Annotated in this window: 11 protein-coding genes; 3 read left to right on the top strand and 8 right to left on the bottom strand. The window is 69.0% G+C overall.

The genetic code is table 11. From position 1 onward, the window contains the following. Positions 1 to 6 precede the first annotated feature (6 nt). Genes AB0I42_RS32065 through AB0I42_RS32035 form a run of 7 tightly spaced genes read right to left on the bottom strand, consistent with a single transcriptional unit; the run spans position 7 to position 5847 of the window. Entirely contained in the window at positions 7 to 663 is a 657-nt protein-coding gene (locus AB0I42_RS32065) for an RraA family protein (RefSeq protein WP_357543301.1), read from the bottom strand. After that, entirely contained in the window at positions 660 to 1322 is a 663-nt protein-coding gene (locus AB0I42_RS32060) for a 4-carboxy-4-hydroxy-2-oxoadipate aldolase/oxaloacetate decarboxylase (RefSeq protein ID WP_357543299.1), read from the bottom strand. The genes AB0I42_RS32065 and AB0I42_RS32060 overlap by 4 nt, the downstream gene beginning before the upstream one ends. Continuing rightward, positions 1306 to 1713 carry a Rid family hydrolase gene (locus tag AB0I42_RS32055; RefSeq protein WP_357543297.1) on the bottom strand — a complete coding sequence of 136 codons (408 nt, stop codon included), beginning with the start codon at positions 1711 to 1713 and terminating at the stop codon, positions 1306 to 1308. The genes AB0I42_RS32060 and AB0I42_RS32055 overlap by 17 nt, the downstream gene beginning before the upstream one ends. Beyond that, complete coding sequence (locus AB0I42_RS32050; RefSeq protein WP_357543295.1) at positions 1706 to 2731, bottom strand: amidohydrolase family protein; 1026 nt, start codon at positions 2729 to 2731, stop codon at positions 1706 to 1708. Before AB0I42_RS32050 ends, AB0I42_RS32055 begins: the two co-directional genes overlap by 8 nt. 17 nt (positions 2732 to 2748) lie before the next feature. After that, positions 2749 to 3741: a hypothetical protein gene (locus tag AB0I42_RS32045; protein WP_357543293.1), complete on the bottom strand. Its 993-nt coding sequence runs from the start codon at positions 3739 to 3741 to the stop codon at positions 2749 to 2751. A gap of 30 nt (positions 3742 to 3771) precedes the next feature. Next, positions 3772 to 4341, bottom strand: coding sequence for a flavin reductase family protein (locus tag AB0I42_RS32040; protein ID WP_357543291.1), 570 nt, complete (start codon positions 4339 to 4341; stop codon positions 3772 to 3774). Positions 4342 to 4377: 36 nt separating this feature from the next. Next, positions 4378 to 5847 (bottom strand): 4-hydroxyphenylacetate 3-hydroxylase N-terminal domain-containing protein, encoded by a 1470-nt coding sequence (locus AB0I42_RS32035; RefSeq protein WP_357543289.1) that lies wholly within the window; start codon positions 5845 to 5847, stop codon positions 4378 to 4380. Positions 5848 to 6112: 265 nt separating this feature from the next. On the opposite strand from AB0I42_RS32035, the gene AB0I42_RS32030 reads away from it, so the two are divergent. The 3 genes from AB0I42_RS32030 (at position 6113) to AB0I42_RS32020 (ending at position 9547) form a co-directional block, all read left to right on the top strand. Next, positions 6113 to 6943 (top strand): IclR family transcriptional regulator, encoded by an 831-nt coding sequence (locus AB0I42_RS32030; RefSeq protein WP_357543287.1) that lies wholly within the window; start codon positions 6113 to 6115, stop codon positions 6941 to 6943. 378 nt (positions 6944 to 7321) lie between these two features. After that, on the top strand, positions 7322 to 7966 hold the full coding sequence (locus AB0I42_RS32025; protein WP_357543285.1) for an alpha/beta hydrolase: 645 nt from the start codon (positions 7322 to 7324) through the stop codon (positions 7964 to 7966). Positions 7967 to 8287: 321 nt separating this feature from the next. Then, complete coding sequence (locus tag AB0I42_RS32020) at positions 8288 to 9547, top strand: IS701 family transposase (protein WP_357543283.1); 1260 nt, start codon at positions 8288 to 8290, stop codon at positions 9545 to 9547. Positions 9548 to 10449: 902 nt separating this feature from the next. Here the strand turns inward: AB0I42_RS32020 and AB0I42_RS32015 are convergent. Beyond that, on the bottom strand, positions 10450 to 12927 hold the full coding sequence (locus AB0I42_RS32015; RefSeq protein WP_357543281.1) for an FtsX-like permease family protein: 2478 nt from the start codon (positions 12925 to 12927) through the stop codon (positions 10450 to 10452). Between the last annotated feature and the right edge of the window lie 18 nt (positions 12928 to 12945).

Raw genomic sequence — 12945 nt, 5'->3', positions numbered from 1 at the left:
CGGGAGCTATCCGACCCGCTGCTGCAACGCGTGGTAACCGTAGCGGGCGCGGGCCTGCCGTAACGAAGTCCCGGCCAGGGCATCCACGACGATCCGGTCCTCCCGCTCGGCGATTTCCCGGGCGGCGGCGAGCACATCGGCCTCCCGGGCCCGTGGGACGGCGAGTACGCCGTCGTCGTCGCCGACCAGCAGGTCTCCGGGCTTCACCTGGACAGTGCCGAGGCTGATCGTCCCGCCGGTCTCGGCCACCTCGACCCGGTCCTTGCCGGTGCGCATGAGCCGGCCCCGGCTGTAGATCGGGTAGCCGAGGTCGAGCGCCCGCCGTACGTCTCGGGGCACTCCGTTGACGACGGTGCCGGCGATCCCGGCCCGGTGCGCGACGGCGGTCAGGATGTCGCCCCAGACCGTGCAGTCGCTGCGGCCGGCGTTGTCCAGCGCGACGACCGCCCCGGCGGGTACGTCGTCGATGTAGTCCCCCACCGTGCCGGCGGGCACTCCGACGGGCACGTACCGAACGGTGAACGCCCGGCCGACCATGCGTTGTCCCGGGGCCAGCGGCGCCAGCCCGATCGCCGCGCCGAGCAGCCCCAGACGGTCGAGGGCGTCGGAGACGGTTGCGGTGCTCAACGCGCGGAAGCCGGCGATGGTCTCTTCGTCGCTCATCGGGAAGCCTCCTTGAACCTGCTGTCGTGCATCACCTCGGCGACCGGTGTCCCCGACCGGATCGCCTCGGCCATCTGCCGCTCGCGTCGGCTGAGCGCCTCCGCGCCGGCGACCACCTCGGCAGCCCGGTCGGCCGGGACGAAGACGACCCCGTTGGAGTCGGCCAGGACCAGGTCGCCGGTTGCCACGGCAACCATGCCGATGGTGACCGGCTCGCCGTGGGTGGCCTGCACGATCCGCCCGCGGGCCGTGGTGGGAACGACCGCCCGGGCGAAGACCGTGAACCCCAGTTCGGTGGCCTCGGCAACGTCGCGGCAGGCACCGTCGACCACCACCCCGCGTACGCCGCGGGCGGTCGCCGCCAGCGAGAGCAGACCGCCCCAGCAGGAAACGTCGGTGCGACCCCCGTTGTCAATGACCAGTACGTCACCGTCGCGGGCGTCGGCCAGCGCCTCGGTGGCGATGTGCTTGCCGGGCAGGTCGCCACGCTTGGGGATCACCTGGACCGTGATTGCCCGGCCGGCGACCGGCCGGCCGGTGCCGCTGACCGCGTGGATGCCCGGCGCGGCCGACGGCAGTCCGAGCCCGTCCAGCACGTCGGAGACAGCGCAGGTGTCCAGCCGGCCCAACCGTTCGATCAACTCAAGATCCAGGTTCATTACCCCTCCCAACGACCGCCACGAACCGCAACTGGATGCGGGCGCCGCCCCGCAACTGCTGGACGGTGGTGTGCCGGGCGGGCCGGCTCGCCGAGTCCGGGAACATCCGCACCCAGTACGGGTCGACCAGCGGTCGGATCGACTCGTCGCTGACCAGCACCGTCATCTCGGCCACGTCGTCGACGTCCGCTCCGGCCCGGCGAATCACCGCGGCGACGTTGCCGAAAGCGAACTCGACCTCTTGCTCGGGATCGTCGGGCCGGCGCCCGTCGGCCGGGTTCCGGCCGGGGATCCCCGAACTGAAGATCACGTTCGCCACCCGGCACGCCATCGGGATCGGCGTATCGCCGTGACCGATCCCGTCGATCTCGATCGAAACCCGGTCAGACACCCGCGGCTCCCGCCGTCGCGGCGCCCAGCCGGGCCGCCAGCCGGGGAAAGACCTCCAGCGCGTTGCGCTCGTACACGAGGTTGCGGTCCTTGTCCGTCAGCCAGCCGATGCTGTCGATCAGCCGCTTGACGTCGTCGTACCAGAAGCCGGTGGCCGGGTCGCGTTCACTGCCGGTGCCGGGGATCTCGGTGGCCAGCAGGCACCGGTCGGCGCCGACCATGCGCAGCAGGAACTCGACCGACTCGACGTTGTAGAGGGCAGTGTCGAACCAGAACCGGCGCAGGCTGTCGTCGAAGCTCTCCCGCCGTGGTTCGTAGCGCACGCGGGTCGCCCGCCACCGGCCGATCTGGTACGGCACCGAGCCGCCACCGTGCCCGCTGATGATCTTCAGCTCGGGGAAGTCGTCGAGCACGTCCGACTCCATCAGTGACAGCAGCGCGATGCTGCCCTCGGTGATGAAGTGGTTGCTGTAGGACTCGCGGCCGTTGTTGCAGCCCGCCGAGTGGATCAGGATCGGGCAGTCCAGTTCGACCAGCTTCTCGTACAGCGGATACCAGTACCGGTCCCCCATCGGCGGTACGTGCCCCATCCCCTCGGCCGGGTCCGGGTTGATCAGCGCGCCGACGAAGCCGAGTTCGGTGATGCACCGTTCCAGTTCCGGCAGCCATTTCGCCGGTTCGACACCCGGCCCCTGTGGCAGTCCGGCGACTCCCTGGAACCGGTCGGGGTACATCTCGACGTGCCGGGCGATGAGGTTGTTCACCTCCTCGGTGAACCACTGGACGATCTTGTGCGGGGTCTGCGCGTGGGCCATGATGTACGGCCGTGGTGAGATGAGCTGCAGCTCGATGCCGACCTCGTCGATCGCCTTCAGGTGCGGCTGGACGACCTGCCGTACTCGGTCGTCGGTCAGTTTGAGGGTGGGCCGGCCGAAGCAGCCGCGGTCGGCGAGCAGCCGGGCCTGGTGGCCGTAGACCTCCGGCGGAGCCGTCACGTGCCCGTGAATGTCGATAATCACTTGTCGGTCTCCTGCCTTCAGTTCCAGTACATGAAGCCCATGCCGGCGCCGGTGGCGGCGGGTGAGCGGTAGCCGGGCACATAACCGAGCACGGTTGGGGTGAGTGATTCGAGGGCGCCGGCAAGCGCGATCCAGTTGAGGATCTCGGAGTTGCCCGAGCGCAGATGGTCGCGGCCGATCGAGCGCAGATGTGCGGTGTCGCCGCTGACGATGGCGTCGAGTACGCCCCGGTCGAGAGTCTCGTCGACGACGAAGTGGCTGAGCCCGCCGGTGGCAATGACAGCCACGCGCTGGTCGCCGGGCCAGCTGCGGATGGCGGCGGCGAGGCTGCGGCCGACGTCGTGGCAGCGGCGCGCTGAAGGCACGTTCGGCGGAAAGTACGTGTTGACGAACAGCGGGACCATCGGCGTCGTCTCGGGTACGCCGAGCCGGTAGCGGATGAAGGTGAAGGCGTGCCCGAGCGGCCGGTCGGGGTGCTGGCGGGTGAACCGCATGACGTCGAAGTCGTCCAGCGTCAACGCGGTCAGCACGTGCCGGGAGAAGTCGACGTCGACCGGATAGCGCTGGAGGGTGTCGGCGTGCTGGGCCCAGGCGGCGGCCCGCAGGCAGGGGGAGAGTTCGTCGAGTTCCTGCTGGGTTCGTGGCCGGTCGAACAGTTCCGGGCCGTCGTAGCAGGCGAACGCCGGCACCCCGTCGTCGTGGAAGAGTTCGTGCTGGTCGTCGCCGATCACCACGACGACGTCGGGGTCGGTCTTGGCCAGCAGGTCGGTCAGCGTCTGGATGTGCCGCTGGCACTCCTCGTGCTTGGCCGTCCATACCTCGTCGGTCAACTGGGCCTCGATGCCGGGCGGGGCGACCGCGAGCAGTTCGTCGTATGTGTGGAACTGCCCGTCGACCCCGATCAGCCTCGGGTTCTTCCGGTCGCGGTTGGCGAAGTCGTCCCACATGTCCGTACCGGTGCTCAACTGCGGGGTGTGGGCGGCAGCGACGCCCAGGACTATCTCAGCCATCGGCGGTATCTCCTCTGGTCGGGTCGCCGCTCAGCTCATCGCCCAGTCGGGCGACGACGGCGGCAGATGCAGGAACGGGTGGTCGCCGTACGGCGCACGCAACCCGGTGAAGGTGCTGCGGTGGAAGACCACCGGTGACAGGTGGGCCGGCCCGAGGTGCACGATGCGGACCTCACCGAGGTAGAGCAGGTGGTCACCGGTCGGCAGGATGCTGTGCAGGTCGCAGTCGACGGCCGCGAGGCAGCCGGCGAGGATCGGCGCGCCGCCGTACCCGGGCGTCCAGTCGACGCCGGCGAACAGTTCCTCGCCACGCAGGCCGTTGGTGGCGAACCGCACGGCGAGATCGCGCTGACCGGCGCTGGCCACGTTGACCGCGAACCGGCCGACCCGCTCGATCAGCTCGGCCGACCGGGCCCGCCGGTCGACCGAGATGCCGATCAGCGGCGGGTCGAGCGACAGCGACACCAGCGAGTTGACCGTCATCCCGTGCGGCCCGTCGCCGGTCTGGAACGTCACGATCGCCACGCCGGTGGGGAACGTGCCCAGCGCGGTGCGGAACGCCCGTGGGGAGACTGCCTCGCCGCCCGGGTGGTCGCCCATCACGATCCTCCGATCCGTAGCCGCCGTCATCGCCGGTCAGCCCCGACCGGAGCGGTAGAGGTCGGCACCGTCGGCCAGTACGCCGTCGAGCAGGCTGGTCCACTCCTCGACGTTGGCGCCACGGGCGTAATTGGCGGCGAAGAACATCGGGTCGCCGGAGTGGAACTCGTCGTAGAGCAGGACCCGCTGGCCGACCGACTCGCCGACCAGGTCCCAGGCGAGCTTGAAGACCTGCACCCGCTCCCAGCCCTCGGTGTCGGCACCGGCGAAGAACCGGTTGGCGATCTGCGCGCCCGGGCCGGTGAAGTCGGCCAGCGACGGGGTCAACATCATGCCGGCGCCGCTGAGCCGGCGGATCATCTTGTATGCCTCCGCGTTGAACTCTGGGAAGACGACGTTGTAGGCCTGGATCGCGTCGCGGTCGGGCACCCAGTTGCCGTTCGGGGTCTGCGCCGGCTTGTGTTCGGCGAGGTACACGAGCCCCTCGATCGTCTTGAGGAAGGCGACCAGCCGGCCGAGCTTCTCGCCGACGTTGGGGAAGCTGCCGATCTGGATGGTCTCGGCGATCCGGTAGGCGAGCGCGGCGGTGAGTCCGGCGCGTACGACACCCTGCACCGCGGTGGAGTGGTGGGCCAGGGCCAGCCCCTGCGCCATGAAGCGCATGGTGGTCGCGGCTTCGAGGTTGTTGTAGAAGAAGACCCGGTCCCAGGGAACGAGCACCTCGTCGAAGACGATCAGCGCGTCGATCTCCTCGAAGCGTGAGCTGATCGGGTGGTCGTAGGCGTTGCGTACGTCGGTGACCAGCGGTTCGCGGCAGAAGCACTTCAGGCCCGGGGAGTTGACCGGGATGGCGAAGGCCACGCAGTAGGCCTCGTCGCCGGGCACCAGGCCGCGCGCGTTCGGCCAGACGAGCAGTTCGTCGGTGAGCGGTGCCGCGGTCGCCAACTGTTTGGCGCCGGAGACGATCAGGCCGGCGTCGGTCTCCCGGACGACGTGGACGTTCATCGTCGGGTCCTTCTGCTGGTGCGAAGGCTTGGACCGGTCGGTTTGCGGGCTGCCGAGGGCGTGGGTGAGGAAGAGGTCGTTGTCGCGGACGTACCGGTAGTAGTTGGTGATGTTCTCGGCCCATTGGTCGCCCCACTGGCGGAACCAGTCGGCGTTGTCGGCGATGCCCGCGAGCTGGGAGTTCATGATGTCCGGTGAGCGGGACAGCATGCCGAGGCTGGTGTTGGAGAACAGCCGCAGGGCGTCGCCGCGTCGGACCACATCCTCGCGCGTCTGCGGGAGCAGGAAGCTGACGTCGGCCCGCTCGTCGCCGTCGCCGCTGGCGTAGGTGAGCACGTCGCGGTGCGCGGGGTCGTGCTTGAGGTCGTACAGCGCGGCGTAGGAGTCGATCACGGAGCGGAACGGCTCGTAGCTGGTGACGTTGCGGACCAGCCGGCCTCCGATGTAAATCTCCCGGTCAGCCCCGAGGCCGTCGATGTACTGCTTTCCGGTTCTGATCACCAGTCCTCCTTCGCCCGGCAGGAAAGTCTTGGCTGCGCCGCCGGGCTGGTGTGCCGGCGACGGTGGCCGGCGCCGAATATGTCGTTCCGGTATCCGGCACGGGATCCGGATACCGGAATCTTGGTAAACGACCAGCACTGCCGTCAAGAGTCCGACCAGGAATTTCCCGACCGCCGGACAGCAGCCGACAGCACCAACGCCCACCGCAGCCAACCGCCCACGCTGAGCGACAACCCCCACCGCCGCCGGTGCTACTGTCCGTGCCGTGGACAGAGCAGCCGCCGACACCGCGGCATCCCCCGCCGGCCGGATACCTCCGGCAAGCGACAAGAACATCGTCAATTCAGTACTCAAGGCTGCGAAACTGGTCGAGCTACTCAGTGCCCACCAACCGGACATGAGCCTCGCCGAACTCGCCGGCGCCACCGAAATGACCAAGTCGACGACCCGCCGCCTGCTGGCCACCCTCGAGGAAGCCGGCTGGGTAACCCGGGTCGGCGACGGCCGCTACAAGATGACGATCCGACTCTTCGAGATCGCCGCCGGCATCGCCGACGGCATCGACCTGCGAACCGAGGCCCTGCCCGCCATGCGCGAACTGCGCGACACGTTCGGAGAGACCGTCTACCTCTACATCCTCGACCAGGGACGCGCGGTCTGTCTGGAACGGGTCGAGGGCACCCGACCGTTCCGGATCGTGTCGCTGCGCGCCGGCAGCGTCACCCCGCTCGCCATCGGCGCCGCCCCCACCGCACTGCTCGCCTTCCACGAGAACGAATTGCTCGACCGGGCCTGGCGCGAGGCACAGGCACTCACCCAGCGCCCCTTCGACAACCTCGGGCAACTCACCGCACTGCTCGCGAGGATCAGGGTCGACGGCTACAGCTTCACCGCAGACGACGTCACCACCGGGGTCGCCGCGATCGGCGCCCCGATCCACGACCTGTACGGCAACACCATCGCCGCCCTGAGTATCGCCGGGCAGCGTGAACACCTGGACTCCGAACAGAAGCCCACAATGGTCACCGCACTGCTGCGCGCGGCCGGTGAGGTGTCGCGCCGGCTCGGCCACAACCCCACAACGACCCACCGCTGATCCCGACCGCAACCGCGCCCGGGCCGGCTTCGCATGCCCGACGCAGTCGCGTGGCGCTGCCCCACGGGCGCGTCGACACCTGCCGCATCGGCCTTCGCCATGCCCGCCTGCGTCAGCGACTTCCAGCCCGGCACCCCGGCAGGTTGGCAGCGTGCGACTGTCGAGATGTCGGGTGGCAGCAGCCCGTACAGGTAGTCCAGAAATCGGCGTCGCGGGCCCTGGTCGAGGGTCCCAAGCAGGGCACGGGGACAGTGATCGACCAGTCCCCCACCCCGACCAGTTGGTCTCGCGCCGAGTGGGATATCTCCGGCGGATGACCTTGTGTCGGCGGACCGGGCCACGTGCCGGCTGTCGTACCCGTGTGTGAGGCTTCGGGGCATGGCGACGTTCGTTCTGATCCATGGCGGCGGGGGTAGCGCGTGGGACTGGCATCTTCTGGTGCCTGAGCTGGTCGGCCGCGGCCACGACGTGGTGGTGCCGGAGTTGCCGATCGAGGACAGGTCGGCGGGATTCGCCGAGTTCTGCGAAACGGTCGTCGACGCGATCGGTGACCGGGACGACCTTGTGGTCGTCGGGCACTCGTACGGTGCGTTCACCGCGCCGCTGATCGCCGACAGGCTGCCTGTGCGGCTGATCGTCCTGCTCACTCCGATGGTCCCGGTGCCCGGTGAGAGGCCCGGGGACTGGTGGGACAACACCGGTCACCGCAGTGCGGAGGGGTTCAGCGAGGAGCAGCAGTTCCACAACGGCGTGCCGGCCGAGGTCGTCGCGGAGGCAGCGAAGCATGGCCGGGAGCAGGTCAGCGCGGAGTGGAACGAGCCGTGGCCTCTGGACGCCTGGCCGGACGTGCCGACGAAGGTGCTCATCGCCCACGAGGATCGGTTCTTCCCGGCGAACTTCCAGCGTCGGGTGGCCGCCGACCGGCTCGGTGTCACCCCGGATGAGATCGACGGTTGCCACGCGGTGGCGCTCAGTCACCCGAAGCAACTCGCCGACCGGCTGACCGCGTACCTACCGCGCTGACGGCGGTAGGAGCCGTCTCCCAGCAACTGGCGCTGAAGCGTCTCGGCGCCGCATTGCGGCTGGATCCGGACGTCCTTGCCGGCATCCGATCACATCTATCTACCCAACGCGCCGTGGGCTTGTTGATGGGCCGGGTAAGGGTCCGTTGGCGCTCGAGTGCAACGATCTTGGCGCACGCCGGCCGCTACACCTTCCCGCTCGAACCGTGGCAGGCGCTCGTCCAGCGCCGCCATCGCCGCGGCCGACCTATCTAGTAGTGCTTTGTTAGGTGGCGGTGTGTCGTTGCGTGACTCTTCCGGCCGGTCGTGATGGATTGGTCGGGTGGATTCTGGTGAGTTGGCGCGTCTGCGGCCGCGGTTGGTCGAGTTCACCGCGCGCATGTTGGACGGTGCGGTCCGGCGGTCGGATCAGCGGGTCAAGGGCGAGTTGTACGTGCGTGGCCTGTTGACCGACGGTCAGCGTAAGTCGATGCAGCCGATGGCGGAGCGTCTCGGTGTCGATCATCAGGGGTTGCAGCAGTTCATCACGTCCTCGACCTGGGACCACCGGATCGTGCGCGGGAATGTGGCCCGGTGGGCGGTCGAGGCCGTCGACCCGACCGCCTATGTGATCGACGATTCCGGGTTCCCGAAGGACGGCACCGCGTCGCCGTGTGTGGCCCGGCAGTACTCCGGCACCCTGGGCAAGACCGGCAACTGCCAGATCGGGGTCAGCGTCCACCTGGCCACCGACACCGCCTCGGTGGCCCCGAACTGGCGGCTGTTCTGCCCCGCCTCGTGGGACGACACCACCATCGACGACCCGGCCCGGGCGGCGGAGGTGCGGCGCAAGCGGGAACGGGCCGGTATCGGCGACGACATACGCCACCGGGAGAAATGGCGCCTCGCACTGGACATGCTCGACGAGATGACCGACCAGTGGCGGCTACCGAAACTGCCGGTCACGGCCGACTCCGGCTACGGCGACCGCACCCTGTTCCGGCTCGGACTCGCCGAACGCGGCATGGCCTACGTGGTCCAGGTCGACCCGACCGCGACCGCCCACCCCGGCGACGCGACCCCGACCACCCCCGCCCACACAGGTCGGGGCCGTCCACCCCGACCCGCCTACCCCGACCCGCCAGCCACCCTCAAAGCTCTCGTTCTGGCCGCCCGCCGCCGGGTCCGGCCAGTCACCTGGCGCCACGGCAGCCGCCCCACACCGGCGAACCCGGACGCGGCGATGCGCTCACACTTCCTACGCCTACGCGTCCGCCCCGCCAACCGCGACATCCCCCGCAACGACGACGGCAGCCTGCCCGACTGCTGGCTCATCGCCGAATGGCCACCCGGCACCGACGAACCCATCAAGTACTGGCTGTCCAACCTCGACCAACGCACCCCACTGAAAACCCTCGCACAACTCGCCAAACAACGCTCGCGCATCGAACACGACTACCGCGAACTCAAAACCGACCTCGGCATCGACCACTTCGAAGGCCGCAGCCACACCGGCTGGCACCGACACGTCACCCTCACCGTCCTGGCCCAAGCCTTCCGCACCCTGCTCCGCCTCGACCCAAAAGCACAAGCGCCGGCCTGACCCTCTACGCCGTACTCCGGCAAATACAACAACTCCTCACCGTCATGGCCGGCGCATGCCACACCGCAACCACCCATACCACGACACAACCTAACAAAACACTACTAGAAATGGCCCGGCAACGGGAACGAGCCGGCGACACCGTCGCGCTGCAAGACCTAGCCCGGCTACGGGAGTGGGCCGGGGACACATCTGGCGCCGAAGCCCTGGCCATACAAGCCGCCGAGCACGGCAAACCCACCGCGCTGCGAGTCCTAGCTCACATGAGGGAGCGGGCCGGGGACACTGCTGGCGCCGAGGCCCTGCACCGGCAAGCCGCCGACCACGGCGATCCCACCACGCTACGAGAACTGGCTCGGCTACAAAGGCGGGCCGGGAACACCGCCAGCGCCGATCGAACCGAGAGATTTGGACTGACCGGGGCAGGTACGGCCGCAACCGTCTTGACCTTCACGCCGTAGATTGCCTCTATCGAGCGAGGGCGCCTGCCAGGACTGCGGCAACCTGCGGCCCCGGCTCAACCAACACGGCTCCGGCTTCCGAGGCCGGGGCCGGGCAAGCACGGTGGGACCGCCAACGATGGCAAGATCGCCGTAGGGCGTCAGCCGCCGTCACTCTCCAGAATTCCCCACGGCGCCATTTAGGCTCATAGATCAACACGTCGAACCATGATCAAGACCCACCAAGACGGGGCCGACATCCGCCAGATGGGGCCGAACACAGGGGATGCTCGTCGCACGAGCACCATCCGAGCACCCATACGTCCACAAGCGACAAAAAGGGAAGGCGCGGCGACCCACATTTCCGCAGGAACGCCTTTTGATCTTGTGCGCCCGAAGGGACTCGAACCCCTAACCTTCTGATCCGTAGGGCCGCCCGGTCCAGGCGCCAGGACCTGCGCATCAGCGGTCCCGGCCCGCCAGCTCGAGCACGGGCACCCGGGAGACCCGGAACGCGGGCCACGCTGCAGCGACGACGCCGGCTGCGACTGCAACGACGAGCGCCACTGCAAGGCGGGGCCATGGTACGACGACGGATGGGATCTCCGCGCCACCGGTGACGTCGATCAGTGTCCAGCCGAAGCCGACTGCGACGGCGATTCCGATCGATGCTGCCACGAATGACAGGAGTGCCATCTCGAGCCACACAATTCGCCGCAACTCGCGGCGAGTCGCGCCGACCGCTCGCAGCAGCCCGAGCTCTCCAGAGCGTTCATTGATCGCGAGCGCCGTGGTGTTGGCGACTCCGAGGAGCGCGATGAAACTCGCGAGGAGGAGCATCCCGTCGATGAAGTTCCGGAACGCGGCGATTTCGCTCCCGCTGTTGGCGACGTGTTCTGCCCGGGTCTCGAAGAACGACCCGGGCGTGGCTCGGACCAGCGCCCTCACGTCTTCTTCGGCGTCTGCGACCGCTCCGTCGGCGAGGTCGACGAATAACAGAGCGTCGAGCAGGCGACCGACCAAGGCATCGAGTGTCGCACGGTCGACGAAGTACAAAGGGGCTTCGAAACCGCCGGTGCTCCTCGCGACCACGGCAACGATCGGCGCCTCGAGTGTCGAGCTTTCGAACTCGATCGCGAGGGTGCCGCCGACCAGCGTCGGGTCGTCGCCGACCACGGCCACGCCCCCCTCGCTCAGGTCGGCGAGGTCGCCGGCGATCGGGTCGAGGTCGAACATGGTGGGCAGTGCCGTTGGGTCGATGCCGCCGATCGCCTCGGCTTTCCCTGCCGCGATTCCTTCGGCGATCGACAGCGCAGCGACTGCGTTGACGTCGGGCAGCGCTGCGATCCGGCCGGCCAGGGTGGGGTCGATCGTCGGGAAGTCGGCGGTTGCCGACGTGACCACCAGGTCGGCCTTCAGTCCGTCACGAACGTCCGTCCTTACCGCGCTCGTCAGGGAGCTCGCGAAGATCGCGAACATCGTCACCATCGCGGTGCCGAGCATGAGCGCGAGCGCCGTCGACGCCGATCGACGAGGGCTGGCAGCCAGGTTGCCCGCTGCGATCGAGCCACACACACCGGCGGCGCGGCGGGCCACCTGAGCGCTCCCACGTGCTGCGGCGGTCACGATCGCCGGGCCGCACAGCACGAGCGCCGGGATGATGGCAGCGACGAGCATGACCCACGTCGCGCTCGAGCGCACCACAGCCACAGCTCCTCCAGCGATCGCCGCCGCGGCGAGCACGAGCCCGCTCGCAGTTCGCGCCGGGCTTACGACCCGGGGTTCCGCCGCGCTCTCGCGCAGCGCCTCGATCGGCGGTGTCGCCGCCGCGCGGCGAGCCGGGATCCATGCCGAGAGGATGGTTGCGCCGATACCGACGGTCGCGGCGACCGCGATCGAGGTCGTGTTCACGATCGGCGGCCCGGTGAGCAACGCGACCCCGGCGAGTCCGACGAGCCAGCGCAGCGCGCCCACTCCCGCGACCCCGCACACGAGGCCGACGAGCGTGGCGATCGTCCCGACGATCGCCGCCTCGATCACCACTCCGCCGAGCAGTTGGCGTCGTTGCGCACCGATCGCACGTAGTAGCGCGGACTCCCGTCGGCGGCGGGCGACGGTGAGCGCGAACGTGTTGAAGATGATCGTGACACCGATCAACACCGCGACCACGGCGAAGGCCAGGAGGAAGACGGTCAGGAACTGCAGCGGTGACGTCGCGGCCTCCTGCATCGTCCGGATGTGGTCGGGCCCGTCGATGACCTCGGCATCAGTCAGTGCCGACAATCGGCCGAGTACCTCGGCGCGGTCAGCGCCCTCCGCGACGTCAACGAGTACCTCCGTCGGCGCCGCAGTGTCGAGCCAGGCGGACACTGCTCCGTCGGGCAACAGCACCGTTCGCTGCAGCGGTGCCGCGTCCGCCGACGCGAACGTCGCGACGCCGGCGATGGTCGCGTCGTGTATCCCCGTCGTGGTCAGGACTTGTACGACATCACCCGGAGCCAAGCCTGCGTCATCGGCGAGCGATCGGTCGATCACGATCTCGCCGACCTCGATCGGTGGTCGCCCGCTCGCGAGCCGGAACGGATTGAGCGCCGGGTCGACGACCCAGTTGCGACCGACGTCGCTCGCCGTGCCGGTTCCGACTGACGATCCGTCGACGACCAGCTTCGCGAAGCCGAGCCATTGCGAGGCGGCCCCGTCGACGCCGTCGACCGTAGCCACGCGCTCGGTGATGTCGAGATCCAGTGATCGCCGAACCGACCTTTCCGGATCTCCGGGCCCTCCGCCGGGCTCGCCGAGGACGACGCCCTGCACTACGGCGTCCGTCCCGGCCAACGCTTCGGCGATGTCACCGGCCGCTCGGCCACGCATCGAGTCGGACAGCACCAGCGTCGCGACGAGGAACGCCACCGACAGCGTGATCGCCGTGCCCGTTAGCACGAACCGACCCCGGCTCGC

Origin of the sequence: Polymorphospora sp. NPDC050346 (assembly GCF_040655695.1) — a bacterium.
GTDB classification, from domain to species: Bacteria; Actinomycetota; Actinomycetes; order Mycobacteriales; family Micromonosporaceae; genus Polymorphospora; species Polymorphospora lycopeni.
This window is presented reverse-complemented; position numbering and strand designations above follow the sequence as displayed.

Bases quoted from the DNA above. Each gene is read 5' to 3' on its own strand.
- AB0I42_RS32045 (WP_357543293.1), bottom strand. From the start codon at position 3,741: ATGGCTGAGATAGTCCTGGGCGTCGCTGCCGCCCACACCCCGCAGTTG.
- AB0I42_RS32040 (WP_357543291.1), bottom strand. From the start codon at position 4,341: ATGGGCGACCACCCGGGCGGCGAGGCAGTCTCCCCACGGGCGTTCCGC.
- AB0I42_RS32060 (WP_357543299.1), bottom strand. From the start codon at position 1,322: ATGAACCTGGATCTTGAGTTGATCGAACGGTTGGGCCGGCTGGACACC.
- AB0I42_RS32025 (WP_357543285.1), top strand. From the start codon at position 7,322: ATGGCGACGTTCGTTCTGATCCATGGCGGCGGGGGTAGCGCGTGGGAC.
- AB0I42_RS32065 (WP_357543301.1), bottom strand. From the start codon at position 663: ATGAGCGACGAAGAGACCATCGCCGGCTTCCGCGCGTTGAGCACCGCA.